The sequence below is a fragment of the Streptomyces sp. NPDC051452 genome, assembly GCF_044454765.1.
Classification (GTDB): domain Bacteria; phylum Actinomycetota; class Actinomycetes; order Streptomycetales; family Streptomycetaceae; genus Streptomyces.
This window is the reverse complement of record NZ_JBITEB010000022.1, coordinates 79,156-105,450: the sequence shown is the minus strand read 5'-3', so window position 1 is coordinate 105,450 and position 26,295 is coordinate 79,156. Positions and strand designations below refer to the sequence as shown.

The following is a 26,295-nucleotide window of genomic DNA, read 5'->3' as shown; positions in this document are numbered from 1 at the left end:
ACCGACGCCATGGCAGCCCTGGCCGCACGCATACCCATACCCCCGGGCGCGGGACGCAGCATGTCGTACACCGTGCGGCCATCGCCATCCGGTGTACGACACGGTGTCGGGCGTCAGCCGCTCGTCGTCACCTTCCGTGTGAGGTCGTAGAAGGTGACCGAACCGGCCGTCACCTTCTTGAAGTTGCTCTGCACCCACGTGCTGATCCGCGCGGACGTGCCGCTGTCGCCGCCGCGCGCGCCGCCTCCCATGCCGCCGCCGACGATGAAGTAGTGGATGCGTCCTTCCGCCACGTACTTCTTGAACTGCGCCGGCGTCGGGGACGGGTCGGTGCCGTTGAAGCCGCCGAGGGCCATCACCGGGTCACCCGTGGCGAGCTGGTAGCCGGCCGCGTTCTGGGAACCGACGGCCGCGGCGACCCAGGTGTAGGCGGACGCGTTCTTCGCCAGCAGCTTCTCGGCCGCGGCGGACACGGTCGCGCCGTTCAGCAGGCCGCCGGCGCCACCGCCGCCGCCCATCCGTCCGCCCTCGCGGCCGGCTCCGGCTCCGGCTCCGGGTCCGGCTCCGGGTCCGGCTCCGGGTCCGGCTCCGGGGAAGCCGTTGCCGTTCTGCTGGTTGCGGGTGCCGCCGGTGCCGTTCTGCCCCTGACCGCCCGGCATACCGCCGCCGAAGCCGCCGCCGGGGAATCCGTTGCCGTTCTGACGGCCCGGAGCGCCGCCGCCGAAGCCGCCGCGCGGGCCGCCATCGCCGCCCGGGCCGCCGCCCCGCCCGCCCATCATGCTCGCGCCCGCCGGTCCCGCCGTGACGATCGAACCGGTGTGGCCCTGCCCAAGGGTGCTGAGGGTGTACGCGGTCGGGCCCGCCAGCGCCGCCACGAGGCCCACCGCCGCCGCCACGAGGGCCAGTCGCCGCGGGATCCGGCCGGCGAAGACCAGGCCGAGCGCCGCCGCCAGTCCGCCGATCAGCACCAGCCAGCGCAGCCACGGCAGATAGTCGGGGGTGCGGTGCAGCAGCACGTATCCCCAGGACGCCGCCGCGACCACGGAGGCGGCGAGGGTGATCGACGCCCACAGCTCGCGCCGCCTGTCCCACAGCAGTCCGGCGCCCATGCCGACGACGGCCGCGAGGTAGGGGGCCAGGGCCACGGTGTAGTACTGGTGGAAGATGCCCGCCATATAGCTGAAGACGGCCATGGTGATCAGCAGCGAGCCGCCCCAGACCAGGAACGAGGCACGGGTGACGGACGTCCGCCTCAGTTTGCGGGTCGCCACCAGAGCGGCGACCAGCAGGATCAGCGCGGCGGGCAGCAGCCAGGAGATCTGGCCGCCGACCTCGGAGTCGAACATCCGGTTCCAGCCGGTCTCGCCCCACATGCCGGTGCCGCCACCGCCACCGCGTCCCCCGCCGCCGACACTGCCGGTCTCGTCGCCGTTCAGCCGGCCGAACCCGTTGTAGCCGAACGTCAGTTCAAGGAAGCTGTTGTTCTGCGAACCGCCGATGTACGGGCGGGAGGAGGCCGGCCACAACTCCACGATCGCGACCCACCAGCCGCCCGAGACGACCAGGGCGAGCGTCGCCGCGGCCAGCTGTCCGAACCGCCGGCGCACCGGCACCGGCGCGCAGACCGCGTACACGATCGCCAGCGGCGGCAGGATCAGGAAGGCCTGGAGCGTCTTGGCGAGGAACGCGAAGCCGATCGCGACCCCGGCCCACACCAGCCAGCGCGTCCGCCCGTCCTCCACGGCCCGGACCACGAGGTAGCAGGCCACGGCCATCAGCAGGGCCAGCATCGCGTCCGGGTTGTCGAACCGGAACATCAGCGCCGCCACGGGGGTGAGCGCGAGCACCACGCCCGCGACGAGCCCGGCCACGGCGCTGAACCGCCGGCGCACACCGGCGTACACCACGGCGACGGTCGCCACGCCCATCAGCACCTCGGGCGCGAGGATCGCCCACGAGTGGAGGCCGAAGATCCGCACCGACAGCTCCATCGGCCACAGCGAGGCCGGGGGCTTGTCGACGGTGATGGCGTTGCCCGCGTCCAGCGAGCCGAAGAAGAGCGCCTTCCACGACGTGCTGCCCGCCTGTACGGCAGCGGCGTAGAAGGAGTTGGCGTAACCGGAGGCGCTCAGGTTGTACAGGTACAGCAGCAGCGTGCCGGCCAGCAGGCCGAGGAAGGCCGGGCGCGCCCAGCGTGGATCCCCGGGCCGGCCACGCCACGGTCCACGAGCGGAAGCGGTCGCGGGGGTGGTGGTCGTGGGGGTGGTGGTCGTGGGGGTGGTGGCCGGGGGCGGGCTCCAGGGGGGCGGGGTGCCGGTGGTGTCGTCCCGCTGTGCCGACGGGTCGTGGTGGGTGGTCATCGGGTGTCCCCCGGGTCGGTGTCGTCCGCGGCTTTGCCTGCGCGGGCCTGGGTGGTCTGGTGGTCCTGCCGGTACGGCCGCTGGTACGGCCGCTCGTACGCCTGCTCGTAGGGCCGCTGGTACGTCTGCTCGTGCGGCACCGGGGTCCGGTGGAGTGGGGCGTCCCGGTCGGGGAAGACCCAGGCGCGGAAGAGCAGGAACCGCAGCACCGTCGCCGCGAGGTTGGCGGCGACGAGGACGGCCAGCTCGGTGGAGTGCGCCGGGCCGGCGGTGGCCGCGCCGAGAGCGGCAAGCGAGCCACTGGTCAGGGCGAGTCCGATGCCGAAGACGACCAGCCCCTGCGCCTGGTGGCGGACGGCACCGCCGCGACCGCGGATCCCGAAGGTGAGCCGGCGATTGGCGGCGGTGTTGCCCAGGGCGGAGACCAGCAGCGCGAGCGCGTTGGCGATCTGCGAGCCGGAGAACTGCCGGAAGAGGCTGTACAGCAGCAGGTAGAACAGGGTCGACAGCGCGCCGACCACACAGAAACCGACGAGCTGGCGGGCCAGCCCCCGCGGCACGTCGGACAGTTCGCGGTCGCGCGGGTCGTCTCCGAAGGGCCGGGCCAGCCGGTCCAGTGGCAGCGAACCGGTGGCCAGCGCCTTGCCGACGCGCCACACGCCCCTGAGGTCGTCGGTGGCGGTCCGCACGATGTGGACGGTGGAGTCGGGGTCGTCGACCCAGTCGACCGGCACCTCGTGGATGCGCAGCCCCGCCCGCTCGGCGAGCACCAGCATCTCGGTGTCGAAGAACCAGCCGGTGTCCTCCACCAGCGGCAGCAGCACCCGCGCCACGTCCCGCCGGATCGCCTTGAACCCGCACTGCGCGTCCGAGAAACGGGCCTGCAGGGAGCCGCGCAGGATCAGGTTGTAGGCCCGGCTGATGAACTCCCGCTTGGGGCCCCGTACGACCCGGGAGGCGTGGGCCAGCCGGGAGCCGATCGCCAGGTCCGAGTGCCCCGAGATCAGCGGCGCCACCAGCGGCAGCAGGGCGTTGAGGTCGGTGGACAGGTCGACGTCCATATAGGCGAGGATCGGCGCCTCGGACGCGGACCACACGGTCCGCAGGGCGCGACCGCGGCCCTTCCGCTCCAGGCGCACGTCGGTGACCTCGGCGAGTTCCGCCGCCAGGCGCGCCGCCACCAGCGCGGTGGTGTCCGTGGAGGCGTTGTCCGCGATGGTGATGCGGAACGCGTACGGGAAGGTCCGGGTGAGGTGCTCGTGCAGTCTGCGGACGCACGGCCGGAGGTCCTTCTCCTCGTTGTAGACGGGAATCACCACGTCCAGGACCGGGCTGCCGGCGTCTTGGGCCGGGAGGTGCTCCCGCGCCGGCAGGGCGCCGGGAGAAGAGTCGGTTCGCATGGGACCGACTCTTCTCAACCGCCCTGTCGCACCGATGTGGTGGCGCTGTGCCGGGCCTGTGAGTGCGCCGGCCGACCGGTCTCGGACACCGGGCGCGGCGCGGGCACCGAGAGCGGGGGCGCGGCTTGTGGGGGCGTGGCTTGCGCGGGCACCGCGGCTTGCGCGGGCGCCGCGGCTTGCGCGGGCGCCGCGGCTTGCGCGGGCGCCGCGGCTTGCGCGGGCAGGCGCACCGTGAACACCGTCCGCCCCGGCTCGCTGTCCACGGTCACGGCACCGCCGTGCGCGGTGACGACGGACCAGACGATGGCGAGCCCGAGGCCGGTCGACCCGGTGGCCCGGGAGCGCGCGGAGTCGCCCCGCGCGAACCGCTCGAAGACATGGGGCAGCAGGTCGCGCGGGATGCCGGGCCCGTCGTCCGCCACGTCGACGCACGCCCACGGCCCCTCCCACCGCACGCGCACGGTGACGGTCGTACCCGGGGGCGTGTGCGTGCGCGCGTTGCCCAGCAGGTTGACCAGCACCTGCTGCAACCGGGCGGCGTCCGCGGACACCGGCGCCGGCTCGTCGGGCAGCTCCAGCCGCCAGTCGTGGTCCAGGCCGGCCGCGCGGGCGTCGCTGACGGTGTCCACGACGAGCGGGACCAGATCGGTCCGCTCGAACTCCAGCGGCCGCCCCGCGTCGAGCCGCGCGAGCAGCAGCAGGTCCTCGACCAGGAGGGTCATCCGTCCGGCCTCGGACTCAATCCGCCCGAGCGCGTGCCGGGTGTCGGGCCCGACCCGCTCGCGCCCGCGCCGGGTCAGCTCCGCGTAGCCGCGGATGGAGGCGAGGGGCGTCCGCAGCTCGTGGCTGGCGTCGGCGACGAACTGCCGTACCCGGGTCTCGCTCTGCTGGCGTGCGTGCAGGGCGCCGTGCACATGGTCGAGCATGCGGTTGAGCGCGGCACCAACCCGGCCGACCTCGGTGTGCGGGTCGCACTCCGTCTCCGGCACCCGCTCGCCGAGGTTCACCTCACCGGTGTGCAGCGGGAGTTCGGAGACCCGGGTGGCGGTGCGGGCGACCCTGCGCAGGGGGCGTGTGGCCACGCCGACGAGCACGTATCCGGCGATGCCGGCGGCGACCAGTCCGGCGACGGTGACGCTGACCTCGATGAGGACCAGCGTGTTGACGGTGCCGTCGGTCTCCTTGGTGGGGATGCCGACGTAGTAGGCCCCGCTGGGCCCCTCGGCGTACCGCGCGCGGTAGGAACCGAGGCCGGGGAGGTCCACGGAGTGCGAATCGCCGTCCCGGGCGACGGTGGCGAGGGCGGCCAGCTGGCCGTGGTCGAGGGCCTTGGCGCTCATCGCGTACGTGTCGTGGGACTTGCTGCCCACCTTGCCGTGGATGGCGGCACCGTTGTCGACCTCGGCCGCGACCGTGTACTGGGGCTGCGGGCTGTGCGTGACGAAGTTCGCGAGGTCGTTGTTCCGCACCTCCCGCCCGTCCTGCCGGGCGGCCGGGCCGAGCGCGCCGGGTGGGGCGAACCGGCCGGAGACACGGACCCCGAGCTCGCCCAGCTGGTCGTCGAGCTGCGCGTACAGATGCGAGCGCAGGGCCAGCGCGGTGACCGTGCCGATCACCGCGCAGACCACGGCGATCAGCACCACCGAGGCGACGACGAGCCGGGTCCGCAGGGTGCGCGGCCGGCCCACTCGCCGGCCGCGCGGTCGCGGCCGCCCTCGTCCGCTCACGAGACGGCGGGCTTGATCAGATAACCGGCCCCCCGCCGGGTGTGGATCATCGGCTCCCGGCCGGCGTCGATCTTCCGTCGCAGATAGGAGATGTACAGCTCGACGACGTTGGCCTGGCCGCCGAAGTCGTACGACCACACGCGGTCCAGGATCTGCGCCTTGCTCAGCACCCGCCGCGGGTTGCGCATCAGGAAGCGCAGCAGCTCGAACTCGGTGGCGGTGAGGTGAATGGAGACACCCGCGCGCGAGACCTCGTGGCTGTCCTCGTCGAGCGTCAAGTCCCCTACGACCAACACGGATTCCGACCTCCGATCGGCTGCGCCGGCCCGGCGGATGAGCCCCCGCAGCCGCGCCACGACCTCTTCCAGGCTGAACGGTTTGGTGACGTAGTCGTCGCCGCCGGCCGTCAGCCCCGCGATCCGGTCCTCCACGGCGTCCTTCGCCGTCAGGAACAGGACCGGCACGTCCGGCCGTTCACGGCGCAGCCGGCCAAGGACGGTCAGCCCGTCCATGTCGGGCAGCATCATGTCGAGCACGACGGCGTCGGGCCGGAACTCGCGGGCCGCCTGTATGGCGCCCTGCCCGTCGCCCGCGCTCCTGATCTGCCAACCCTCGTACCGCAGGGCCATGCTCAGCAGTTCGCTGATCGACAACTCGTCGTCCACCACAAGCACGCGGACGGGGCTCCCGTCCGGCCTCAGCAGTTCGGTGCGCCCCTGGGGCGAGATCGTGGTCATGGCGGACACCTTGTCGGCGCCCTCTGAGAAGACGCTTTTCCCCGTCTGTGATTTCCCTGAGAAACACACAGGCGCCTCTCAGGGAACCCCTGGGAAGCGCGCTCGCACGGTATCCAGCCGGCCGGCCGGCCCCCTGGAACAGCCTCTCCCGCTCCCTAGAACAAGCCCTCCTGCTCCCTCGGGAACTCCCTTACGGGCACGGTGGATCCGTCCCCGCCGGCCGGGACGGGCAACAGCTCCCAGCCGGTGATCAGCCGGGTGTCGAGGACGACGGTCCCGCGTCCGCCGACCGCCAGATGGAGATCGGGCCCGGCGGCGGCGACCAGCTCACCGCTCAGGGCACCGCCCGGCACCAGCCCCACGACCTCGCCCAGCGCCGGCGGGCACCCCTCCAGCCCGAACACCCGCATGTGGTCGGTGACATGGCAGGGTTCGGGGCGCAGCGACTCCGGCCACCCGGCGAGCGCGGCGGCACGCGCGTGCAGCTCGCGCACCTCGGCGGCGCGCTCCGCCTCCGTCCCGGGCAGCTGCGACCGCACCGCCCGCTTCTCGGCGTAGGGGATGCGGTCCGGCACGCTCAGCGCGGCCCGCAGCAGTTCCTCGGTGCGCCGCGCGGCCATCAGCGGACCGCTGCCGAGCCAGCTGAAGCAGACGGCGCCCTGTTCGAGCAGCCGGGCCGGGCCCCGCTCCACGGCGGTGATGCCGACCTTGACCATGCCGGGCCCGAACCAGGCCAGGTACACGTGGTACGGCCGGGGGTCGTCGGCGATGGTGTCGGCGGCCACCGAGTGCGCCCGGTCCAGCCGCGCGCACTCCTCGCACCGGGCTCCCGTACCGCGCGCCGGCACCGGTGCCCGCACCGGGCAGGCATTCCCCCGGGCCCCCACGCAGGTACGCGCACCGCGCTCCGGCACCGCGAAGGCGACCCGCTTCCCCCAGGCCAGCGCACTGCGCCGGCCGCCGTCCCACACCAGCACGGGACCGTCCGCCGACCACCGCAGCCCCGAGCACTTCCACATCCGCTCCATCACCGGCGAGGGTACTGACCGGGTCGGACAACGCGCCCGGCCGCACGCCCGGCGAGCGCGCTCACACACCGGCCGACTCCGCCGGACGCCCCCTCAGCGGACGTCAGCCGCCAAGCTCCCCTCGGCCCCGATGCGTGACAAGGTCCGTCCCGGAGGGACGCTGCTGTTCGTGGGTGCCAGAGGTCACTCGACGGGTGACAGAGGCCTGGACCCGGCCCCCGCACCGGCGCCGCCGCTGCCCGAGGTCGTCACGGGGGTGGTGGCCACCCGCCGGCCGCGCCCCGCGAGCCTGCACCCCACACACCCCGGATGCCCTTCCCGGGCCCGCGTGTCCCGCACCCGCATCCCCCATTCCTCCCGGGGCCGCACTCCGGGTGCCTTGCCCCGGCCCGTCAGATGCAGCGCCCAGGCCACCAGGGGGCTCACGGCCACGAGCGCCAGACCGACCACGATCAGGGACGGCGAGCAGACGCAGACCCCCCATCCAGCCAGGCCGCCCCCGGCGGTCGCGATACCGACGCCGGTCCAGCCGGCGATCGTGTGACCCTCGTCGTACAGACTCATGGAAGCGCCTCCAGGCCCTCCGGGGACACCTCATCGCCGCCCATCTGATCGGCCGGCAGGAGCTGGCACGGCGACTGGGACTGAACCTCACCGACCTCACGTGCTTCGCCTTCGTCCTGGAGGCGGGCGACGACCTGCTCACGGCCGGCGACCTCGCCGCTCGCGTCCACGTCACGACCGGCGCGATGACCGGCATCCTCAACCGCCTGGAACGCGCCGGATACGTCACCCGCCGCCCCGACCCCGACGACCGCCGCCGCGTCCGGGTGGCCGCCGTACCGGACGCCGTCAGCCGGGTCGAGGCGGTCTACTCCGGCCACCATGCCCGCCTGACAGCCCTGTTCGCCGCCTACTCCGCACCCGAACTGGCGACCATCGCGGACTCGTTCACCCGCGCCACGGCCCTGGCCCATGAATACCTGGAGAAACTGAACCGGAACGACCCACAGGAAGACTGCTGACCCGGATCGCGTCCGCCGCGCATGGCATAGCCGCTGTACTTGTAGGCCGCCCGATCGGCCCTTCACTCACCCTTCCGGTGGCACCAGCGGTTCCGACACGGTGGCCTACGGGGTAGGGACAGAGGAGGACAGATCGACAGAAAGGGGCCACTGTGCGGGCGAGTGTTGGTGACAGACTTCTGGTTCACGGCCGGATCGCGGGGCAGCACGATCGCACCGTGGAGGTCATCGAGGTGCTCGGGGCTGAAGGAGGACCTCCCTACCGGGTTCGTTTCGAGGACGGGCACGAGACGCTGATGAGTCCCGGCCCCGACACCGTCGTCCGCCCGTTCGCTCCCGAGGGGTAGGCGGCTCCCTCGCGCCGACGGTCGCGGTCGCACACTGCCGTCAAGCAAAAGCCAGGGGCCCTGTGGATCACTCCACAGGGCCTCTGGTCTGTTGTGCACTCGACTGGATTCCAGCCTGCAACCACGAGGCGGTGTCGGTGGTGGGGGGCTCATCGCACTGCTCTCATGGCCCGGTGGTGAGGGCACGCACAGGGAGGGAACTCCTGCCCAAGGCTTGTGGGCGTCTCCGCTTCGGCGCCCTCGAAGCCGTGGATGCCGGAGTCGCTCGTGACGCGACCTTTGCGATCCACGGTGTAGACCCGCAGGGTCATCCGAGGCGGGAGACCGCCGTCCTCGCCGGGCTTACCCGCGCCGCTCACTCGTCGCCGCCGTGCCGGAGCGCCTCTGCCAGTCGCATCGCCACGTCGGCGCGTACGCGCCCCAGTTCCACGAGCCCAAGAGCGGGCGAGCCGGCATCGACTCCGAGCGACGGCAGCACGATTCGTGCCTGATCGAGAGCGGCACGTAGGGACTCCATGGCTGCGAGGGGATCAACATCGTCGCGTGCTGTGACCATGGACAGGACGCTAAGGATGGGGAGTTACTGGCCGCGATGCGATGTTCTCGAATGTTCTCTGAGTCTGGCTGAATGTTCTCGTGTGGTCTCACGCGAGGGGGTGCACGCTGTGGTGCGGGTGCTTCAGCGCCGGTGATGCTGATGGCGACAGGGCCCACACCATGGGAGGCGACCGTGGCACGACGACTGCGCTTCAACGGCACCGACAGCAAGAACGGTGGCTGCCCAGCCGTTCACGAGGATCTCGACTCTGGTGAGGTCATCGTCCAAGGAACACCGCTCACTGACCCCGAGGACATCGCCCGGCTCCAGCACTTCGGCCCTGGAGATGCTGCGGTGGTCGTGCCGCGTGAACTCCTCGTCAATCACGGGCCCAAGGAGGTCACCCGCGTGCCCAAGCTGATCGACCTGGAGGACTTCGGGAGGCTCTTTGAGACCTTCGAGCACTCGGCTTGGCATCTGGAGACCCGGCGGGGTTACGCATCAGACCGCGAAGACCCCGGATACGCGGAATTTCTTGCGACCGGAACGGCCCCGTGCGACCTCGACAGCGAGTGGTGCGCGAACATCCGCCAGCAGACGGCCGGCGGCAAGTACGTCGGGCGGGTGCGCGTCGTCGACAACCCGCCGACCGAGGGACAGTTGTTCCTGCTCGACTATGCGAAGTGCAACGCGGCGACGGGTGAGGACGTGCGGAACCTGTGGCGCGAGGACGCGGAGCGGCTCCGGCTGCCCGCGGAGGACTTCTGGATCTTCGACAGTCGGCTGGTGGCCGTGCTGCTCTTCGATGACGAGGACGCCTTCCATGACGTCGAGATCATCACGGAGCCTGCCGAGGTCTTGCGGTACTGCCAGGTCCGCGACGCAGCGGTGCACGTGGCTGTCCCGTACGACGAGTTCGCGGCGCAACTCGGCGCCGACCACTAGCGAGCGAAACCAGTGAGCACAGACTTCCAGCAGGCCAGGGAGGCTCTCGGGCTGCGCTTGAGGGAACTCCGGCTGTCGGCCCCGGGAGGACGGCTCACCGGCACGCACCTGGCTCAGCGACTCGGCTGGCCGCACTCCAAGATCTACAAGCTGGAGAACGGCCAACAGACCGCCACCAGCGAAGACCTGCGGGCCTGGGCCGGAGGCGTCAGCCAGCCGGACGTCTTCGATGAACTGGATGCCCGGCTCAAGGGCTTCGAGTCCCACATACGCTCCTGGCGCCGGCAACTGGCCGCCGGGCACCGGCCCGTGCAGGACGGTTGGAACCTTGAGGTCGGGCGGTCCCAGGCCATCTACGGCTGGGAGGAGTCTGTCGTCCCCGGAATGCTGCAGACGGCCGACTACGCACGGCACATCTTCCTGCGGTACGCAGACCTTCAGGGTTCGGTCCGCGACACAGATGCTGCCGTCCGCGCCCGCATGCGGCGCCAGGAGTGGTTGTACGGGGCAGGCCGGAAGTTCCACGCCCTGGTGTGGGAGGCGGCCCTACACGCGCTGATCTGTCCTCCGTCTGTCCTCGCCGGCCAACTCGATCGACTCGCGGGCATCGTCGGCATGGACACCGTGGAGCTGGGGATCATTCCGCTCGGTGCCTCACTCAAGATCCCGACAGCGAACGGCTTCTGGATCTTGGACCACAGACTCGTGATCACCGAGGACTGGCATGCAGAGCTGTGGCTGGACGACGCCGAGAGCGTGGCCACCTACCTGCGGGTCTGGAACACGCTCCGGGAGTCCGCCATGTACGGCGTTGACGCTCAGAACCTGATCAGTGCAGTACGACGGACCTTGCGCTCGGGTTGAACCCGATTTTCAGGAAAACTCGTTCTCGACGACGCCAGCGCTCCCGGGGTACGGGACTGGCCGGTTCCATTCGATGCGGCCATGGCGTGGACCGTCTCCTGGCCGATTCGGTCGCCCGGGAAGATCCGCTCTTCGCGGCCTGGGTCCTGGTCCTCTGCCTCGGCCTGCGGCGTGGTGAGGCCATGGGCCTGACCAGGCAGTCGATCGACTGGGTGCCGTCCATGGTGACTGCGACTGTCCGCGAGTGGGACGACGAGGAAGGGTGGGGCGTTCTCGACTCCCCCGATACCCCCGGCGGCTGCTTCGGCCATTACTCCAACATCCAGGCGGACGGCTTCCGCACGCTGTCGCCCGGACAGCAGGTCGACCTCACATGGGAAGCCCCTGGTTTCAAGCAGGACGGGTACGACTACCGCGCGGTGAGCATCTTGCCCCGGCCTGCCTGACATCCACAGCCGACATCAACGACGGCGTTCGCCCACGGTCTCCAGCGGTCCGCTACGCGACCGCACCCTTTACCGCAGCATGCAGTAGCGCCCGTTGGTCGAACTCCTAACGCGGTCGTCGATCAGCCGAGGTAGGGCCGCTCCCGGTGCTCCAGGAAGTGACGGATCCGGAGCCGCTGCGTGTGGTGCATCGGCAGTTGATCGATCTCCTCCGGCGGGACGAACCGCAGCTCCGTGGACTCGTCCGAGATCGCGAGCCGGCCGCCGACCACCCGGGCGGTGAAGCAGACGTTGAACTGCCTGCGCACCTCACCGTCCGAGTAGGCAATGACGTGGCGAGGGTCGGTGTACGTGCCGACGAGCCCGGTGATCTCCACCTCCAGACCGGTTTCCTCCTTCACCTCGCGGACGGCCGTTCCCGGAAGTGAGTCGGTCATCTCCATGCCGCCACCAGGGAGCGCCCAAAGATCGTTGTCACGGCGGCGCTGAAGGAGCACGCGCCCCTCGTCGTCGGTCACCACGGCCGACGCGGCGACCACCAAGCTGTTCGGCTCAGGTGCCGCCGGGTCGTCGTAGTACTCGGTCCGTGCCATCGTCACCCTTCGCGCAACCCGAACCCTGTGCGCCCGTGCCGGCGTCCGCAAGGTCCGCTGGCTCTCGAAGCACGTCTAGCTGTTGCCCTTACAGCCCGCCGCTGACGGCATGTCACGGCACAACTGATCCTGGTGGGACTGCGCCTCAGCCCCACCAAAGACGATGACGCAGATCAGGGCAGCCATGACGGCCTGGGTGACAACCGCTACGACGGCCCCGGCCCGCGCGGCGATCGCGGCCGCCGCGATGGCGAGGACTCCGACCCCGCCAGCGGCGGCCAGGTAGTTCCACAAGGAGTCGGTCGTGACGGTCTTGCCCGGGTCGAGGTTGAACCCGGACAGGAGCCAGAGTCCAAAGATCACCGCCAAGGCGAGCAGCTCCAGGAACACCAGACCGCACCCTGCTCCGATGTCGGCGCCCCGGTCGGCACGGCGGTGCTGTCCCGGGCCGGTGGTCGCGTCGAAGGCTGGCGGGGCGACGGGTAAGTTCATACTCGCCACCCTGCTCGTGCGGGCGAGGCGGGCGCATGAGTAGGAGTACTCAGCTCTGCCCCGGGTGAGTCCCATGATCGACCTGACACCCCTGATCGGCCCCACCCGCCTTCTGAGGCGGTTGCCGTCAAACACTGCCGTCAAGGCAAAAGCCAGAGGCCCTGTGGATCACTCCACAGGGCCTCTGGTCTGTTGTGCACTCGGCAGGATTCGAACCTGCAACCTTCTGATCCGTAGTCAGATGCTCTATCCGTTAAGCTACGAGTGCTTGTTTTTTTGTTTTTCGTCTCCGGTCCCGGCCCTTTCGGCCCGTTCCCGGCGACAGGAAGAACATTACATGACTGCCGCCGTCATGTGAAATCCGATAGGCGCACCCCTTGTGACCTGCGGAAACGTCCAGCGGGGGCGGTCTGGGGCCGGGGGCCGGGAACGCCGAAGCCCCGGTCCAGGAGGACCGGGGCTTCGGGATCTGTGCGGAGGCGGAGGGATTTGAACCCTCGATGGGCTTTAAGACCCAAACCGCATTAGCAGTGCGGCGCCATAGACCGGACTAGGCGACGCCTCCAGCACAACCGCTCACGCGAGCGCGCGAGTGGTGCGTGCAAATGATGACACAGTCAGGTGCGGTGTCACCAACCGCCCCCCACGGTACTAGGCAGGCGGGTCGCAGGGCAAAGGGCTTCCCCTCGGCACGCAGGGGCGGCGCAAGAGGGGCGGCATAAGAGGGGTGGTGCAGGAGGGGTGGCGCGCAACGTCCGGCCGACCCGGGCGTTGGACAGGGCATGGTTTCCGATCTGCCGGTCGCCGGGCGGCACCTTCTCGTGTCGTCCCTCGCCGCCGTCGCCGCCGTCGCCTCCCTCGTCCCCCTCACCGCCGCCCCCGCCGTCGCGGCCGGTGCCATGCCGCCCCCCGTCCGGCCGGAGGACCGGGCGCCGCGGCAGAGCGCCGATCACCTGACCGTCGTGGTCCGGCACGCCGGAACCGAGCGGGACGGCACCTTCGATGTGTCGTGTCATCCCGGTGCCGGCCATCACCCGGACGTGGAGGGGGCCTGCCGGACGCTCGACTCGCACACCCGCTGGGGCCGGGACCCCTTCGCCCCGGTGCCCTCCGGCAGCAACTGCACCATGCTCTACGGCGGCCCGGCCACCGCCCATGTCACCGGCACCTGGGCCGGGCGCCCGGTCGACGCCACGTACAACCGCGGCGACGGGTGCGAGATCGGGCGCTGGGACCGGATGGTGCCGCTCCTGCCGAAGCTGGGGTCACCCGTATAGCGGCCCGGCGCCCGAAAGCTTTGCCCCCCGGGCACCGGCAACCAGACCCCGGCTCCCAGCCCCCGGCAGCCAGAGCGCCGGCCCCCGGGGCCGGCGACTGGGGTCACCCGCACGGGTGTCGCGTCCCCGCCGCCCGCGGGCCCCGACGGAATCAGTCGTTCCGTAAAGGCCCCGCGAAGGTCTCGCGCAGTCACGGGCGCCGGAAGCGTCAGGTCACGCGTTCGCTGTCACTTCCACGTGGGACCTCCCCCGCATCCGGCGCCGTGAGCGCGACCCGTGCGCTTAGACTCCCTCGCGTGACACGTCGCGGGCCGGTTGGCAAGATGGCCCGAGCGGTCGGCAAGGTGCGGTAACAGGAGGGAAGCGTCTCGTGAGCAGCAGGCCATCCCGAGGCGCTGCTCGCCTCGCAGCCATACTCGACGCTCTGCCGGACGCGTTGGTCCTGGTCAACGCCAACGGCACCGTCGTCAACGCCAACACCATCGCGCTGGAGGCGTTCGAGGCGCCAGGCACCGCGCTCGTCGGGCGCGGGCTGCTCGATCTGCTGCCGCAGTTCGACTCCCGGCTCATCCCCGGATCCATGCGGCGGCCCGATCACATGGACCCGCGCGGACGGACCAAGCCGACGCGGATGATCGCGCGGCGCACCGACGGGACCGAGTTCCCGGTCGAGGTGACCAGCGCGAACCTGGAGAACGGGCAGCAGGCCTACGACGGTTACGGCTACACCGGCGACGAGCTGCTGATGATCGTCGTACGGGACCTGTCCGGGACCGTGGACACCGAGGCGGAGCTGGCCCGCTCACAGCGGCAGACCGAGATGATCCTGCGGGCCGCCTCCGAGGGTGTCGTCGGCACCGACACCGACGGGCGGATCGTGCTCGTCAACCCGGCCGCCGCCCAGATACTGGGATACCGGGCGGGTGAGCTGGGCGGCAAGGAGCTGCACACGCTCGTGCTGCACTCCCGCGCCGACGGCTCCCCCTTCCCCTACGAGGAGTCCCCGCTCGCCGACACCCTGCGCTCCGGACGCAAGCACCGGGTGCGCGGGCAGGTGCTGTGGTCCAAGGGCGACGAAGAGGTCTCGGTCGACCTGACCACCGCTCCGGTGCGCGACGGCGATCAGCTCGTCGGCGCCGTCATGACCTTCACCGACCGCCGGCCCTACGACGCCCTCGCCGAGGAGAAGGCCGCGCTGGAGAAGGCGCACGCCGAGGAGCTGGAGCGGCTCGCCGAAGAGCACGCCTCCGACCTGACCGCGCTGCGCCAGCGGCACGTCGCCGAGGTCGAGGAGCTGGGCGAGAAGCACGCGGAGGAGCTGGGCGCCGGCGAGGAGCGGTACGCGGCCCTCGCCGAGCGCGAGAAGGACCGGTACGAGGCGCTGGCCGGGCGGCACGAACAGCTGCTCACGCTGCTCGGGCAGTCGTTGCGCGGCCCGCTGGACGAGCTGCGGCGCGAGCTGTCGGCCCTCGCGGCCGACGACGCGGGGCAGCTGTGGCCCGAGGCCAACCAGGTGCTGCACCATCTGTCCGCCGGCTACTCGCGCATCACCAACCTCATCGACAACGTCCTCGGCTACCAGCGGCTGGACGCGGGCATCGAGGACATCACCCGTACGAAGGTGATGCTGGACGCCGTCGTCGCCGCCGGTGTGGACGGGGCCGTCGAGCTGATCGGGCCGGGCCGCGTGCAGTTCGCCGTGCACGCGCCGCCCATCGAGGCCGAGGTCGACCCGCAGCGGCTCGCCACCGCGCTCGCGCACCTGGTCGCCGATGTGGCCGGGGTCGACGCGACCGGCAACACGCCCGTGTCCGCGGGCGGTTACCTGGACAACACCGTCGTGGTCGCCGCCGCCCAGCGCGGTGAGGTCGCGCGGATCGAGGTGCGCGGCCCGTACGCGGGCGGGGACCCGGTGCACGAGCCGATCGTGCGCGGCATCGTGCGCGCCCACGGCGGCGTCCTCCAGACGCACGACGTGCCGGGGATGAGCGGCAGCGCCTACGTGCTGGAGGTGCCGCTCGGCGGTGGAGCCGGGGCGCTCGCCGCGCAGGCCGCAGCAGGGATCCCGGACGCTGGCGAGCCGGCGTCGCCGGAGGTCGCGACCGGCACCCATGGCGGACGGCGGCGGGCCCGGCGGGCCTCCACGGACGCCTTCCTGGAGAGCGAAGTGGCCGGCGCGGCCGAGCCCGCCGGTGAGTCCGAGGCCGTCGCGCCGACCGGGCGGCGCCGCCGCAGGGCCGGCGCGCCCGCCGAGGAGGCCGCCCTGGCGCTCCCGGTGGGCGCTACCGACCCGGCCGACGGCGCGGAGGCCGCGTCGGGCGGTACCGGGCGCCGCCGGGGCCGGGCCGCCGAGAACGGCGACGGCGAGGACGTGGCCGACGGCATGGCCGAGGGTGTGTCCGAGGGTGCCGTGGTGACCGCCGCCGAGCACGCGGCGGGCGCCGCCGCCTCGGGTACGGGCCTCGGTGGCACGGTGCCGCCGCAGGGCGTGCCCGTCCCCGCGGGTCGTCGCGCCCACGGTGGCTCCGAGGTGCCGCAGGCCGCCCTGCCGCCGGCCCTGCCCGTGGCGGGCGGGGAGCCGGTGCCGGACGCGCGGACCGCCGCGGCCGAGGACGCGCAGCCGGGCGGGCGGCGCCGCCGGGCGTTGGCCGCAGCGGCGGAACGTGCCGTGGCCCAGGAGGCGGAAGGTGCCCGTACGGTCTTCGCGCTGCCGCCGGCCGAGGCCGACCGCCGGCCCGGACCGGCGCACGTGAACCCGAACGCGAACCCGGGGGCCGGCGTACCTCCGGTTCCGGGAGCCGTCGTGCCGCCGGTGCCGCAGGTGCCGGCTGCCGGTGTCGTCGCCGGTCCGCAGGACGAGGTGTTGCCCGGTCAGGTGCGGATGCCCGCCCGGATGCCCCTGGCCGGTGCCGGTGTGCCCGGTGCCGACGGCCGGCACGACGCCGTACCGCTCGACCAGGCCGAGGACCACACGCCGCCGCAGCCGCATCCCACCAGCGCTCCGACCGGTCGGCGCCGTCGGGCCGTGGCCCAGCCGGCCGGGGACGCCCAGACCGGCGCGCCGGGCTCCGTGCCGGGCCCGGTGCCCGCGCCCGCTTCGTCCGCCGTTCCGCCCGCCGTGCCGGTTCCGGCCGCTTCCGGGCAGGCCGCCCAGGGCCCGGCGGTGCCGCCGACTCCCGCCCGGGGGAACGCCGTTCCCGGCATTCCGGCGCAGGGTACGACCGGACAGGGCGCCCCCGTCCAGGCCGCTCCCGGCGCCCAGCCGGCCGCCCCGGCTTCCGGCACCACGCCCTCCGGGACCACGCCCACGGGCCCCGGCGGCGTCCAGCCCGGCGTACCGGGTGCGCAGGCCGGCGTGCGGCCCGGTGCCGCCGTGCCCGGGCAGCCGGTGAACGCCTCTCACCCCGGGGTCCCCGCGCAGGGCGCCCCTGGCCGGCCGGTACCGGTGGCGCCGCCGGCCGCGCAGCCGTTGCCCGCGGAGTCGGCCGCCGGCCAGGTTCCGCCGACGGCCACCGTCCCGCAGCAGTGGCCCGGCGCCGACGACACCTCGGGCGCGGGCACGCCCGTACCGCAGACGGCCCCGGCCCGCGCCACGGCGCCCGCGGAGCACCCCGGCGCCGGGCCCCGCCGGGCCGCGCAGCCGTTGCCCGCCGAGGCGGCGGGAGCGGCCTACGACCCGAACTCGACGCAGGGGCGGGCGATCAGCGTCCGGACCCTGGGGCAGGGCGTGCCGTTCGCACGGCAGGCCGCGCAGGTGCAGCAGCCGACGGCGACCCCGCCCCCGCACGCGCCCGGTGGTTCCGGCCGCAGGCGCAAGCTGGGCACGCCCCCGGACCCGGCCGGGCGCGGCGAGACGCAGCCGGGGCAGGCCGCCGACCCGGCGCCCGGGCAGCCGTCGCCGGAGGGGCAGGCAGCCGTGCCGCAGCCGGCGGCGGGCGGCCCGGCCCGGGCCGTCCCGGGCACCGAGGGTGCCGGCCGGTCGTACGCCATAGGCGCTCCGGAGCCCGACGCCGCCGAGGGGCCCGAGCCGCTGGACGGTCCCGGCGGGGCCGTCGAGGTGGCGGACACGCCCCGGCCGCAGCCGCTGGACGACGAGCTGCCCCCCGAGCCGCTGGACAACCCGCGCCGGCTGCTGGTGTGGCCCGCGCCGGACGTGACGACCCAGCAGGCGCTGAGCGACCGCGGCTACCGGCCCGTCATCGTGCACTCGCGCGAGGAGGTCGACGCCCAGATCGCGGCCTTCCCCGCCGCGCTGTTCGTGGACCCGCTGACCGGGCCCATCACGCGGACGGCCCTGCAGTCGCTGCGCCAGGCAGCCGTGGCCGCCGAGGTGCCGGTGCTGGTCACGGCCGGGCTCGGGCAGGCCACGCGCGAGGCGGCGTACGGCGCCGACCCCGCCGTACTGCTGAAGGCGCTGGCCCCCCGGGACAGCGAGCAGCATCCGCCGCGGGTGCTGCTCATCGAGGAGCACGCGGAGATCGCGCTGGCCCTGACCGCGACGCTGGAGCGGCGCGGGATGCAGGTGGCGCGGGCCGCGAACGACAACGACGCGGTGACGCTGGCGGGGCAGTTCCGGCCGAACCTGGTGGTGATGGACCTGATGCAGGTGCATCGGCGGCGGGCCGGGATCGTGGACTGGCTGCGGGCGAACGGGCAGCTCAACCGCACCCCGCTGGTCGTCTACACCGCCGCCGTCGACCAGGTCGAGCTGCCCCGGCTGGCGTCGGGCGAGACCGTGCTGTTCCTCGCCGAGCGGTCCACCAGCACCGAGGTGCAGGCGCGGATCGTGGACCTGCTGGCCCGGATCGGCACCAACTGACCGGGCGGCGCCCCCCGCCGCAGTGCGGAGGGGGGCGCCGCCCGAGTACCGGTAGGGCAGGCGCGGTCAGAGGCGGGTGACGTCCAGCTGGCCGTCCGCGTACCGCCTGCGCAGCACCTTCTTGTCGAACTTGCCCACGCTCGTCTTCGGCACCGACTCGATCACCGTCCAGCGCTCGGGCAGCTGCCACTTGGCGATGCGGCCCTCCTCGGCGAGGAAGACGCGCAGGGTCTCGAAGTCGGCGGTGGCGCCCTCCCGCAGGACGACCGTGGCCAGCGGGCGCTCGCCCCACTTCTCGTCGGGTACGGCGACCACGGCGGCCTCGGTCACGTCCGGGTGGGACATCAGCGCGTTCTCCAGCTCGACCGAGGAGATCCACTCACCGCCGGACTTGATGACGTCCTTGGCGCGGTCGGTGAGGGTGAGGAAGCCGTCGGGGGAGATGGTGCCGACGTCACCCGTCTTCAGCCAGCCGTCCTCGCTGAACTTGTCGGTGGGGCGCAGGGGTTCGGCGTCGGGCCCGTTGTAGTAGGCGCCCGCGATCCATGGGCCGCGCACCTCCAGCTCGCCCGCCGACTCCCCGTCCCACGGCAGGCGCTCGCCGTCGGGACCGGTGAGACGGGCCTGGACACCGGCCGGGAAACGGCCCTGGGTGAGGCGGTAGGCGAACTCCTCGTCGGTGCCGGCGGCGTGGGCCGGCGGCCGGGCCACCGTACCCAGCGGGGAGGTCTCCGTCATGCCCCAGGCGTGACACACCCGCATGCCGAGCCGGTCGAAGGCCTCCATGAGGGAGGGCGGACAGGCCGCTCCGCCGATGGTGACCTGGGTGAGGGAGGAGACGTCACGCGGCCGGGCGAGCAGCTCGCCCAGCAGGCCCTGCCAGATGGTCGGCACGGCGGCGGCGTGGCTCGGCCGCTCCCGCTCGATCATCTCGGCGAGCGGCGCGGGCTGCAGAAAGCGGTCCGGCATCAGCATGTTGACGCCGGTCATGAAGGTGGCGTGCGGCAGGCCCCAGGCGTTGACGTGGAACTGGGGCACCACGACGAGCGAGGTGTCCTGGTCGGTCAGACCCATCGACTGGGCCATGTTGACCTGCATGGAGTGCAGATAGATCGAACGGTGGCTGTACACCACGCCCTTGGGGTCACCGGTGGTGCCGGAGGTGTAGCACATGGCGGCGGCCTGGCGTTCGTCCAGCTCGGGCCAGTCGTAGGTGGTGGACCGGCCCGCGATCAGCTCCTCGTACTCGTGGATCCGGGCGTGCGTGCCGTGCAGCGGGGAACGGTCGCCCGGTCCGGAGACGACGACGTGTTCGACCTCCGTGAGCTTCGGCAGCAGGGGCGCGAGCATGGGGATCAGGGAGCCGTTGACGAGGACGACCCTGTCGGCCGCGTGGTGGACGATCCACACCAGCTGCTCGGCCGGCAGCCGCAGGTTGAGCGTGTGCAGCAGCGCGCCCATGGACGGGATCGCGAAGTACGCCTCGACGTGCTCGGCGTTGTTCCACATCAGGGTGGCCACCCGGTCGTCGTCCCGGACGCCGAGTTCGTCGTGCAGGGCGTGGGCCAGCTGGGCGGAACGGGCCCCGATCGCGGCGAAGTCACGCCGGTGCGGCTCGGCCTCCCCGGTCCAGGTGGTCACCTGGGATGAGCCGTGGACCGTGGATCCGTGCGTCAGGATCCTCGAGATCAACAGCGGTACGTCCTGCATCGTGCTCAGCACGGCGTCCTCCCGGGCGACATTGCCTACGCGGTGGTAGAGGGCTGCGCTGATTCTGCGCACATACCGCGCGGTATGTCACTAGCGGAGGGAAAATTCGGGTCTACCGGGCCGGCACCAGCTCGGGGTCCTCGCGCAGCTTGCCGAGCGCCCGGGACACCGCCGACTTCACCGTGCCCACCGACACTCCGAGCACCTCGGCGGTCTGCGCCTCGCTGAGGTCCTCGTAGTAGCGCAGGACGACCATCGCCCGCTGCCGCGCGGGAAGTCTCGTGACCGCCCGCCACATGGCGTCGTGCAGCGCCTGGCGTTCGGCCGGGTCGTCGGCGGCGGGCGCGGGCTCCGGCTCGGGCAGTTCCTCGCAGGCGAACTCGTCCACTCTGCGCTTGCGCCACTGCGAGGTGCGCGTGTTGACCAGCGCACGGCGCACATAGCCGTCGAGCGCCCGGTGGTCCTCGATCCGGTCCCAGGCCACGTAGGTCTTGGCCAGCGCGGTCTGCAGCAGATCCTCGGCATCGCACGGGTTCGCGGTCAGCGCGCGCGCGGTACGCAGCAGGACCGGCTGGCGGTCCCGCACGTAGGACGCGAACGACGGGTACACCGAGGTCCCCTCGCTCGGACGCGGCCGGGGGTGCGGGAGCAGCCGGGAGTGGGCGCGAGTCTGCCGGCTTGGTGTGGCGGCGGCCGAGGCGCTGGTGCAGACGGGTGTGGTCATGACTCCACGCTAGGAGCGGGCCCCGCCCCGGCGGATCGGCCGCAGGTCCCGAAGGGGGGTCCCCCTCAGGTTGTAGGGGTGGGGCCCGCTCCACCTCCTGAAGGTGGAGGGCGCATCCACCCGGTCTGAGGGTCGGCCCCGAGCCGGGGCGGGGCGGGGCGGGGCGGGGCCGGGTAGTGCCCGGGCGGGCCTTTACGTGCGTGGGGGTCTGGAGCCCGAGGGTGCGCGGGTGCACGGGTGCGCGGGCTCGGTGGCTCAGTCGTCCCTCGTCAGCACCAGGCCCGACGTGGGTACCCCGGTGCCGGCCGTGACCAGGGCCCGGGACGCGTCCGGTATCTGGTTCGCCGCCGTGCCGCGCAGTTGCCGTACCGCCTCGGCCACGCCGTTCATCCCGTGCAGGTACGCCTCACCGAGCTGTCCGCCGTGCGTGTTCAGCGGCAGCCGCTCCTCGGCCACGAAGTCCGCCGCCTCCCCGCGCCCGCAGAACCCGAACTCCTCCAGCTGCATCAGCACGAACGGCGTGAAGTGGTCGTACAGGATCCCCACGTCGATGTCGGCGGGGCGCAGTCCGGAGGTCCGCCACAACTGGCGGGCCACCGCGCCCATCTCCGGCAGACCGGTCAGGTCGTCCCGGTAGAAGCTGGTCATCTGTTCCTGGGCCCGGCCGGCCCCCTGCGCGGCGGCCGCGATCACGGCCGGCGGACGCGGCAGCGCACGGGCCCGCTCCAGCGACGTGACGACCACCGCCTGCCCGCCGTCCGTCTCCTGGCAGCAGTCCAGCAGCCGGAGCGGCTCGACGATCCAGCGGGACGCCGCATGCTCGGCGAGCGTGATCGGGCGGCCGTGGAACCAGGCCGCCGGATTGGTCGCCGCGTACCGCCGGTCCACCACGGCCACATGCCCGAACACCTCCGGCGGCAGCCCGTACGCGTGCAGATACCGCCGGGCCGTCATCGCCACCCAGGAGGCGGGTGTGAGCAGCCCGAACGGCAGTGCCCAGCCCAGTGCCACGCCCTCCGCCGAGGGTTCCCGGTGCCGTACGCCGGCGCCGAACCTGCGGCCCGAGCGTTCGTTGAAGGCGCGGTAGCAGACCACCACCTCCGCGACGCCCGTCGCCACCGCGAGCGCCGCCTGCTGGACGGTGGCACAGGCCGCCCCGCCGCCGTAGTGGACCCGGGAGAAGAAGGACAGCTCACCCATCCCGCAGGCCTGGGCCACCGTGATCTCGGGGCTGGTGTCCATCGTGAAGGTCACGAGCCCGTCCACGTCGGCCGGGGTGAGGCCCGCGTCGTCGAGGGCGGCCCGCACCGCCTCCACCGCCAGCCGCAGTTCGCTGCGCCCGGAGTCCTTGGAGAACTCGGTGGCGCCGATGCCCACGATCGCGGCCCTGCCGCCCAGGCCGTCGCGGGCGCGCAGGCTCACGAGGCGCCCCCGGGGACCGTGACGGTGACCGTGCCCGTCACATGTGCGCCGATGCCGTTGGCGCCGACGACACGCACCGTGGCGGTGTCGCCGTCGACCGCTTCGATCCTGCCCGTCAACACCATCGTGTCCCCCGGGTAGTTGGGCGCCCCGAGTCTGATGGCGACCCTGCGGAGCACCGCCGTCGGGCCGAAGTGGTCCGTGATGTACCTGCCGACCAGGCCGTTGGTCGTCAGGATGTTCATGAAGACGTCCGGTGCGCCCTTGCTCCGGGCGAGTTCCGCGTCATGGTGCACGTCCTGGTAGTCCCGGGACGCGATCGCGCCCGCCACGATCAGCGTGCGGGTGACCGGGATCTCCAGCGGGGGCAGTTCGGCGCCCGCCGTCAGTGCCGTCGTCATGCCCTACCTCCCATTCGTCGTCAACGCGCCCATTTCCTGGCGGACTTGGGCCGCCACGCGCGGGGCCTTCCACGGTTCCGGGTGACCGCGTCCGACGTCCATGTCATCCCTCGCCTTCGACGACGCGGAAGACCGGCAGGACCTGGGTGCCTTCCTCGTCGTCGTAGGTCCGGAACTCGACCCGCACCGGCAGCCCGACGCGCACCTCGTCGTACGGCACCCCGACCACGTTGCTCACCATCCGCACCCCCTCGGCGAGTTCGATCAGCCCGACGGCGTACGGGCCCCCTACACCGGTCGCCTCGGGGGCGTCGGGGGCGTCGGCGGGCTCCGCGAAGGCCGGGGAGGGCGGGTGGTGCACCACCACGTACGAGTAGACCGTGCCCCCTCCGCTCGCCTCGACGGTGTCCCATTCGAGGCCGCCGCAGGCGTTGCACCCCGGCAGCCAGGGATGGCGCGGGGTGCCGCAGGCCGTGCAGCGCTGGACGAGGAGCCGGTGTTCGGCGACACCCTGCCAGAAGCCCGCATTGTCCCGGTTGACCACCGGACGGGGGCGCCGCGGCCGGGGGCCGGTGCGCACGGGGGCGTACTTGAGGACGCGGAAGCGGTGCGTGCCCACCAGGGCGCCGTCGACCCGGACGTCCGTGCGGGTCGTGACGAAGTGCCCCGTGCCGAGCCTGGTCCGCTTGGCGCCGGAGACCGATTCGATCACCGTGTCGAAGGTGACCTCATCGCCCGGGCGCAGCGGCCGTACGTACTCCTGCTCGCAGTCGGTGGCCACCACGGACGTGCAGCCGGCCGCGTCGAGCAGGCCGAGCAGCTCGTCGTAGGCGCCGGTGCGGCCCTGGTGACCGGAGAGGCCGCCCATCGTCCAGGCCTGGAGCATGGTGGGCGGGGCGATGGCACCGGGGCCGCGGTAGGCCGGGTTGGTGTCGCCCATCGCCTCGCACCAGTGCCGGATCATCGGCGCGTTCACCGGGTCCCGGCCCACGGCGGCGACGGCGGCCGGGAGCCCCTCGTAGACCTTGAGGCGCGACTCGGTCCCGTCCGTCCCCTCGTGCTCGTGGGCCGCGGAACGCGGACCGGTCCCATCCTTCCCCGGCCTACCCCCGGCCCCGCCGCTCCTCTCTCCGCCGTCCCTCTCCCCGCCGCCCCTGTCCTCCGCGCTCACCTTGGCGCTCACCTTCGCCCCCTCGTGAGTCCGAGCCGCGTCGTCGCGAAGATCTCCCGCCGCGCCTCGCTCACCCCGTCGCCGGGGGGTGAGGTGCACGACGGATCTGCCGGTCGCGGTTGCCCGGCAGAACGGTTTCTGACTGTCCGTCAGATCATGACGAGTGTCAAGGTCACCGTGACGCACCGGGGAAAACGCCGACGCGGCGGTACCGGAGTACCGCCGCGCCAACGTGTTGCGACCCCTGAGCACACCCCGCGAGGGCCCTCGTCAGGAGGAACCCCGCCCGAGGGTCACCAGAGGTGGCTGAAGTGGATGGCGACGTTCTCGTTGCCCTGCTGGATGGCCGTGAAGGCGGAGTGGTTCACCTGCGCGGTGTTGCTCTGGTTCGAGGCACCGGAGCCGACCGCGTTCTGCTGCGTGGTGGCCAGGTTGCCGTTGTTGTCGTGGCCGACCCCGCTGCCGATGATGCTCGCCACTCCCGCGTTCGATCCGTCGCCCGCGAAGGAGCCGTTGTCCGCTGCCGCGACGCCGGAGAAGAGAGCGGCTGCGAGCGGGAGCGCGGCGACGGCGGTGAAAACGCGGGCGGTACGGATGCTTGCCATGTTGTTCCTCCAGAACGAAACACTCTGCGACCCGAGGGCCGGATGTCTGTGAACTACGGCTTGTGTCAAGGCAGTTGGCCGACCGTCTTGACCGTGGTGGACGACGTCACGCCTCCAGAGTTGCCCACCGAATCCCCGGCGAACCGACCAGAACCAGCGATTAGCACGCAAGCGTGATGACAAGTCGATAAACCCCTCACGCCACCTTTCGCTCGCCGGCACCCGGGCCTGGACCGGCGCGGCCGCTCAGGCGGCAAGCGGCACAAGAGGTGAATCGTTCCGGCGCCTTCCGGCCAACCCGCTCGGCCAGGGGCGCGCCACGGCGGGCACCTCTTCCCTTTTTCGAACATATGTACGACCATCATTCCATGGCCACCATCGACCGGCAGGCCACGACGCTGGCCCTCGCGCACGCCCTGTCAGCCGCCGAACGCGGTCTGGCCGTCATCCCCCTGTCCCGGACGAAGCTCCCGGCCCTGCGCTCGCCCCACCGCGCGGGCTCCGAACCGGCCGGACCGCGCTGCCACGGCGAGTGCGGCCGCTTCGGCCACGGCGTGTACGACGCCTCCACCGACCCCGTCCGCATCCGCGAGCTGTTCGCCGCCGCGCCCTGGGCCACCGGCTACGGCATCGCCTGCGGGCTGCCGCCGTACCGTCTGATCGGTGTCGACCTGGACACCAAGACCGGCACGGACGCCTCCGTCGCCCTGCGCGAGCTGGCCCTGCGCCATCTGTTCGGCATCCCGGAGACGGTCGTCGTCCTCACCCCGAGCGGCGGCCGGCACCTGTGGCTGACGGGGCCGCGGGACGTCGTCGTCCCCAACTCCGCGGGCCGGCTCGCGCCCGGCATCGACATCCGGGGGGCCGGCGGCTACCTCGTGGGCCCCGGCTCCCGCACCGACCACGGCGTCTACGCCACCGCCCCCGACACCGCCCGGCTGGCGCCCGCCGCCTGTCCGTCGTCCCTGCTGCGCCTGCTCCTGCCGCCGCGCCACGACAGCCGCCCGCATCGGCCCACCCCCGGCGACCATGGCCGCGGCCTGGTCCACTTCGTCCTCTCCGCCCACGAGGGCCAGCGCAACACCCGCCTGTTCTGGGCGGCCTGCCGCGCCTACGAGAACGGCCTCGGCCCGGCCCTGGCCGACCCCCTGACCGAGGCGGCCCGCACCACCGGACTGCCCGAACACGAAGCCCGGGCGACGATCGCCTCGGCAGCCCGCATGACGGGACACCGCCCCTGAGGGCCCACCGGACATCTGGAGGCCGCCGGCCGACGTGCCCCTCCCGTGGCCGCCCGGTCGGGAGCGAGCGGGGAGCCGCAGCCGCCGGCGGACAACGCGCACACGAGAACGGCCCCCGACCGAGATATCTGGTCGGAGGCCGTTCACCTGCGGTGGGTGTGGGATTTGAACCCACGGTCACATCGCTGCGACGACGGTTTTCAAGACCGCCTAGCCTTCGCCTCTCAAACTAACCGTGACCTGGCCTTTTCTCCGATATACCTGGCCTGCAAGTGGCACTCTGGCCAGAAGATGGCCACGGGGCAGCCTGAAGCCTCACTTCTGTGCCATGTCCCTCAAGTACGTCGGATGGTCTGGGTTTGATGGCACAGAACAGTCCGATCCTTTGCTGATCACGGAGTGACTGCAACCGCATGCCGCTAG

23 protein-coding genes, 3 tRNA genes and 1 pseudogene are annotated in these 26,295 nt (G+C 72.4%); 9 read left to right on the top strand and 18 right to left on the bottom strand.

Annotation, left to right across the window (positions count from 1 at the left end):
- Nucleotides 1–113: 113 nt before the first annotated feature.
- The 6 genes from ACIBA9_RS35035 to ACIBA9_RS35010 form a co-directional block, all read right to left on the bottom strand.
- Nucleotides 114–2,360: an ArnT family glycosyltransferase gene (locus ACIBA9_RS35035; RefSeq protein ID WP_399369402.1), complete on the bottom strand. Its 2,247-nt coding sequence runs from the start codon at nucleotides 2,358–2,360 to the stop codon at nucleotides 114–116.
- Complete coding sequence (locus ACIBA9_RS35030; RefSeq protein ID WP_399369400.1) at nucleotides 2,357–3,760, bottom strand: glycosyltransferase; 1,404 nt, start codon at nucleotides 3,758–3,760, stop codon at nucleotides 2,357–2,359. The genes ACIBA9_RS35035 and ACIBA9_RS35030 overlap by 4 nt, the downstream gene beginning before the upstream one ends.
- Before the next feature lie 14 nt (nucleotides 3,761–3,774).
- Entirely contained in the window at nucleotides 3,775–5,487 is a 1,713-nt protein-coding gene (locus tag ACIBA9_RS35025) for an ATP-binding protein (RefSeq protein WP_399369398.1), read from the bottom strand.
- Nucleotides 5,484–6,224: a response regulator transcription factor gene (locus tag ACIBA9_RS35020; protein ID WP_362149740.1), complete on the bottom strand. Its 741-nt coding sequence runs from the start codon at nucleotides 6,222–6,224 to the stop codon at nucleotides 5,484–5,486. The genes ACIBA9_RS35025 and ACIBA9_RS35020 overlap by 4 nt, the downstream gene beginning before the upstream one ends.
- 155 nt (nucleotides 6,225–6,379) lie before the next feature.
- Nucleotides 6,380–7,252 (bottom strand): DUF2797 domain-containing protein, encoded by an 873-nt coding sequence (locus ACIBA9_RS35015; RefSeq protein WP_399369396.1) that lies wholly within the window; start codon nucleotides 7,250–7,252, stop codon nucleotides 6,380–6,382.
- 183 nt (nucleotides 7,253–7,435) lie between these two features.
- Nucleotides 7,436–7,816: an HGxxPAAW family protein gene (locus ACIBA9_RS35010; protein ID WP_399369394.1), complete on the bottom strand. Its 381-nt coding sequence runs from the start codon at nucleotides 7,814–7,816 to the stop codon at nucleotides 7,436–7,438.
- Nucleotides 7,817–7,848: 32 nt separating this feature from the next.
- Here ACIBA9_RS35010 and ACIBA9_RS35005 point away from each other — a divergent pair, with 32 nt between their 5' ends.
- Nucleotides 7,849–8,277: a MarR family transcriptional regulator gene (locus tag ACIBA9_RS35005; protein ID WP_399369449.1), complete on the top strand. Its 429-nt coding sequence runs from the start codon at nucleotides 7,849–7,851 to the stop codon at nucleotides 8,275–8,277.
- A gap of 152 nt (nucleotides 8,278–8,429) precedes the next feature.
- On the top strand, nucleotides 8,430–8,624 hold the full coding sequence (locus ACIBA9_RS35000; protein WP_399369392.1) for a DUF1918 domain-containing protein: 195 nt from the start codon (nucleotides 8,430–8,432) through the stop codon (nucleotides 8,622–8,624).
- Between the two features lie 355 nt (nucleotides 8,625–8,979).
- Here the strand turns inward: ACIBA9_RS35000 and ACIBA9_RS34995 are convergent, their stop codons facing one another.
- On the bottom strand, nucleotides 8,980–9,180 hold the full coding sequence (locus ACIBA9_RS34995; RefSeq protein WP_399369390.1) for a hypothetical protein: 201 nt from the start codon (nucleotides 9,178–9,180) through the stop codon (nucleotides 8,980–8,982).
- A 174-nt stretch (nucleotides 9,181–9,354) separates the two neighbouring features.
- Here ACIBA9_RS34995 and ACIBA9_RS34990 point away from each other — a divergent pair, with 174 nt between their 5' ends.
- The 4 genes and pseudogenes from ACIBA9_RS34990 to ACIBA9_RS34975 all read left to right on the top strand — a co-directional run bounded on the left by ACIBA9_RS34990 (nucleotide 9,355) and on the right by ACIBA9_RS34975 (nucleotide 11,417).
- A complete protein-coding gene (locus ACIBA9_RS34990) occupies nucleotides 9,355–10,107 on the top strand; it encodes a DUF6879 family protein (RefSeq protein WP_399369388.1) in 753 nt (250 codons plus the stop codon).
- 12 nt (nucleotides 10,108–10,119) lie between these two features.
- Complete coding sequence (locus ACIBA9_RS34985; protein WP_399369386.1) at nucleotides 10,120–10,971, top strand: Scr1 family TA system antitoxin-like transcriptional regulator; 852 nt, start codon at nucleotides 10,120–10,122, stop codon at nucleotides 10,969–10,971.
- A 92-nt stretch (nucleotides 10,972–11,063) separates the two neighbouring features.
- Nucleotides 11,064–11,183 (top strand): annotated as a pseudogene (locus tag ACIBA9_RS34980) (site-specific integrase); the annotation flags it as partial.
- Between the two features lie 9 nt (nucleotides 11,184–11,192).
- Nucleotides 11,193–11,417: a cold-shock protein gene (locus ACIBA9_RS34975; RefSeq protein ID WP_393901715.1), complete on the top strand. Its 225-nt coding sequence runs from the start codon at nucleotides 11,193–11,195 to the stop codon at nucleotides 11,415–11,417.
- Nucleotides 11,418–11,539: 122 nt separating this feature from the next.
- Here the strand turns inward: ACIBA9_RS34975 and ACIBA9_RS34970 are convergent, their stop codons facing one another.
- From ACIBA9_RS34970 to ACIBA9_RS34955, 4 genes are all read right to left on the bottom strand, one after another.
- Entirely contained in the window at nucleotides 11,540–12,010 is a 471-nt protein-coding gene (locus tag ACIBA9_RS34970) for an NUDIX domain-containing protein (RefSeq protein WP_399369384.1), read from the bottom strand.
- 75 nt (nucleotides 12,011–12,085) lie between these two features.
- On the bottom strand, nucleotides 12,086–12,502 hold the full coding sequence (locus ACIBA9_RS34965; RefSeq protein WP_399369382.1) for a DUF6234 family protein: 417 nt from the start codon (nucleotides 12,500–12,502) through the stop codon (nucleotides 12,086–12,088).
- A gap of 195 nt (nucleotides 12,503–12,697) precedes the next feature.
- Nucleotides 12,698–12,770: transfer RNA gene (locus ACIBA9_RS34960), tRNA-Arg, on the bottom strand.
- Nucleotides 12,771–12,976: 206 nt separating this feature from the next.
- Nucleotides 12,977–13,067 (bottom strand) — tRNA-Ser (locus ACIBA9_RS34955).
- Between the two features lie 217 nt (nucleotides 13,068–13,284).
- Between ACIBA9_RS34955 and ACIBA9_RS34950 the strand changes: the two genes are divergently transcribed.
- Nucleotides 13,285–13,779, top strand: a complete 495-nt coding sequence (locus ACIBA9_RS34950) for an SSI family serine proteinase inhibitor (protein ID WP_399369380.1) — start codon at nucleotides 13,285–13,287, stop codon at nucleotides 13,777–13,779.
- Nucleotides 13,780–14,149: 370 nt separating this feature from the next.
- On the top strand, nucleotides 14,150–18,598 hold the full coding sequence (locus tag ACIBA9_RS34945; RefSeq protein ID WP_399369378.1) for a PAS domain-containing protein: 4,449 nt from the start codon (nucleotides 14,150–14,152) through the stop codon (nucleotides 18,596–18,598).
- Nucleotides 18,599–18,664: 66 nt separating this feature from the next.
- Here the strand turns inward: ACIBA9_RS34945 and ACIBA9_RS34940 are convergent, their stop codons facing one another.
- The 6 genes from ACIBA9_RS34940 to ACIBA9_RS34915 form a co-directional block, all read right to left on the bottom strand.
- On the bottom strand, nucleotides 18,665–20,320 hold the full coding sequence (locus tag ACIBA9_RS34940) for a long-chain fatty acid--CoA ligase (protein WP_399369446.1): 1,656 nt from the start codon (nucleotides 20,318–20,320) through the stop codon (nucleotides 18,665–18,667).
- Nucleotides 20,321–20,420: 100 nt separating this feature from the next.
- On the bottom strand, nucleotides 20,421–21,032 hold the full coding sequence (locus tag ACIBA9_RS34935) for a SigE family RNA polymerase sigma factor (protein WP_399369376.1): 612 nt from the start codon (nucleotides 21,030–21,032) through the stop codon (nucleotides 20,421–20,423).
- Between the two features lie 255 nt (nucleotides 21,033–21,287).
- A complete protein-coding gene (locus ACIBA9_RS34930) occupies nucleotides 21,288–22,454 on the bottom strand; it encodes a lipid-transfer protein (protein WP_399369374.1) in 1,167 nt (388 codons plus the stop codon).
- The gene (locus tag ACIBA9_RS34925; protein WP_393901682.1) at nucleotides 22,451–22,855 is read right to left on the bottom strand and encodes a MaoC family dehydratase; all 405 of its coding nucleotides are present in this window, start codon (nucleotides 22,853–22,855) and stop codon (nucleotides 22,451–22,453) included. Before ACIBA9_RS34925 ends, ACIBA9_RS34930 begins: the two co-directional genes overlap by 4 nt.
- Before the next feature lie 103 nt (nucleotides 22,856–22,958).
- A complete protein-coding gene (locus ACIBA9_RS34920; protein WP_399369444.1) occupies nucleotides 22,959–24,026 on the bottom strand; it encodes a bifunctional MaoC family dehydratase N-terminal/OB-fold nucleic acid binding domain-containing protein in 1,068 nt (355 codons plus the stop codon).
- A 293-nt stretch (nucleotides 24,027–24,319) separates the two neighbouring features.
- A complete protein-coding gene (locus tag ACIBA9_RS34915; protein ID WP_393901681.1) occupies nucleotides 24,320–24,631 on the bottom strand; it encodes a hypothetical protein in 312 nt (103 codons plus the stop codon).
- A 368-nt stretch (nucleotides 24,632–24,999) separates the two neighbouring features.
- Between ACIBA9_RS34915 and ACIBA9_RS34910 the strand changes: the two genes are divergently transcribed.
- Nucleotides 25,000–25,872, top strand: coding sequence for a bifunctional DNA primase/polymerase (locus ACIBA9_RS34910; protein WP_399369372.1), 873 nt, complete (start codon nucleotides 25,000–25,002; stop codon nucleotides 25,870–25,872).
- 150 nt (nucleotides 25,873–26,022) lie between these two features.
- Here the strand turns inward: ACIBA9_RS34910 and ACIBA9_RS34905 are convergent.
- Nucleotides 26,023–26,107 (bottom strand) — tRNA-OTHER (locus tag ACIBA9_RS34905).
- Between the last annotated feature and the right edge of the window lie 188 nt (nucleotides 26,108–26,295).

Bases quoted from the DNA above. Each gene is read 5' to 3' on its own strand.
- ACIBA9_RS35035 (WP_399369402.1), bottom strand. From the start codon at position 2,360: ATGACCACCCACCACGACCCGTCGGCACAGCGGGACGACACCACCGGC.
- ACIBA9_RS35030 (WP_399369400.1), bottom strand. From the start codon at position 3,760: ATGCGAACCGACTCTTCTCCCGGCGCCCTGCCGGCGCGGGAGCACCTC.
- ACIBA9_RS35020 (WP_362149740.1), bottom strand. From the start codon at position 6,224: ATGACCACGATCTCGCCCCAGGGGCGCACCGAACTGCTGAGGCCGGAC.
- ACIBA9_RS35015 (WP_399369396.1), bottom strand. From the start codon at position 7,252: ATGGAGCGGATGTGGAAGTGCTCGGGGCTGCGGTGGTCGGCGGACGGT.
- ACIBA9_RS35010 (WP_399369394.1), bottom strand. From the start codon at position 7,816: ATGAGTCTGTACGACGAGGGTCACACGATCGCCGGCTGGACCGGCGTC.
- ACIBA9_RS34995 (WP_399369390.1), bottom strand. From the start codon at position 9,180: ATGGTCACAGCACGCGACGATGTTGATCCCCTCGCAGCCATGGAGTCC.
- ACIBA9_RS34975 (WP_393901715.1), top strand. From the start codon at position 11,193: ATGGTGACTGCGACTGTCCGCGAGTGGGACGACGAGGAAGGGTGGGGC.
- ACIBA9_RS34970 (WP_399369384.1), bottom strand. From the start codon at position 12,010: ATGGCACGGACCGAGTACTACGACGACCCGGCGGCACCTGAGCCGAAC.
- ACIBA9_RS34965 (WP_399369382.1), bottom strand. From the start codon at position 12,502: ATGAACTTACCCGTCGCCCCGCCAGCCTTCGACGCGACCACCGGCCCG.
- ACIBA9_RS34950 (WP_399369380.1), top strand. From the start codon at position 13,285: ATGGTTTCCGATCTGCCGGTCGCCGGGCGGCACCTTCTCGTGTCGTCC.
- ACIBA9_RS34935 (WP_399369376.1), bottom strand. From the start codon at position 21,032: ATGACCACACCCGTCTGCACCAGCGCCTCGGCCGCCGCCACACCAAGC.
- ACIBA9_RS34925 (WP_393901682.1), bottom strand. From the start codon at position 22,855: ATGACGACGGCACTGACGGCGGGCGCCGAACTGCCCCCGCTGGAGATC.
- ACIBA9_RS34915 (WP_393901681.1), bottom strand. From the start codon at position 24,631: ATGGCAAGCATCCGTACCGCCCGCGTTTTCACCGCCGTCGCCGCGCTC.
- ACIBA9_RS34910 (WP_399369372.1), top strand. From the start codon at position 25,000: ATGGCCACCATCGACCGGCAGGCCACGACGCTGGCCCTCGCGCACGCC.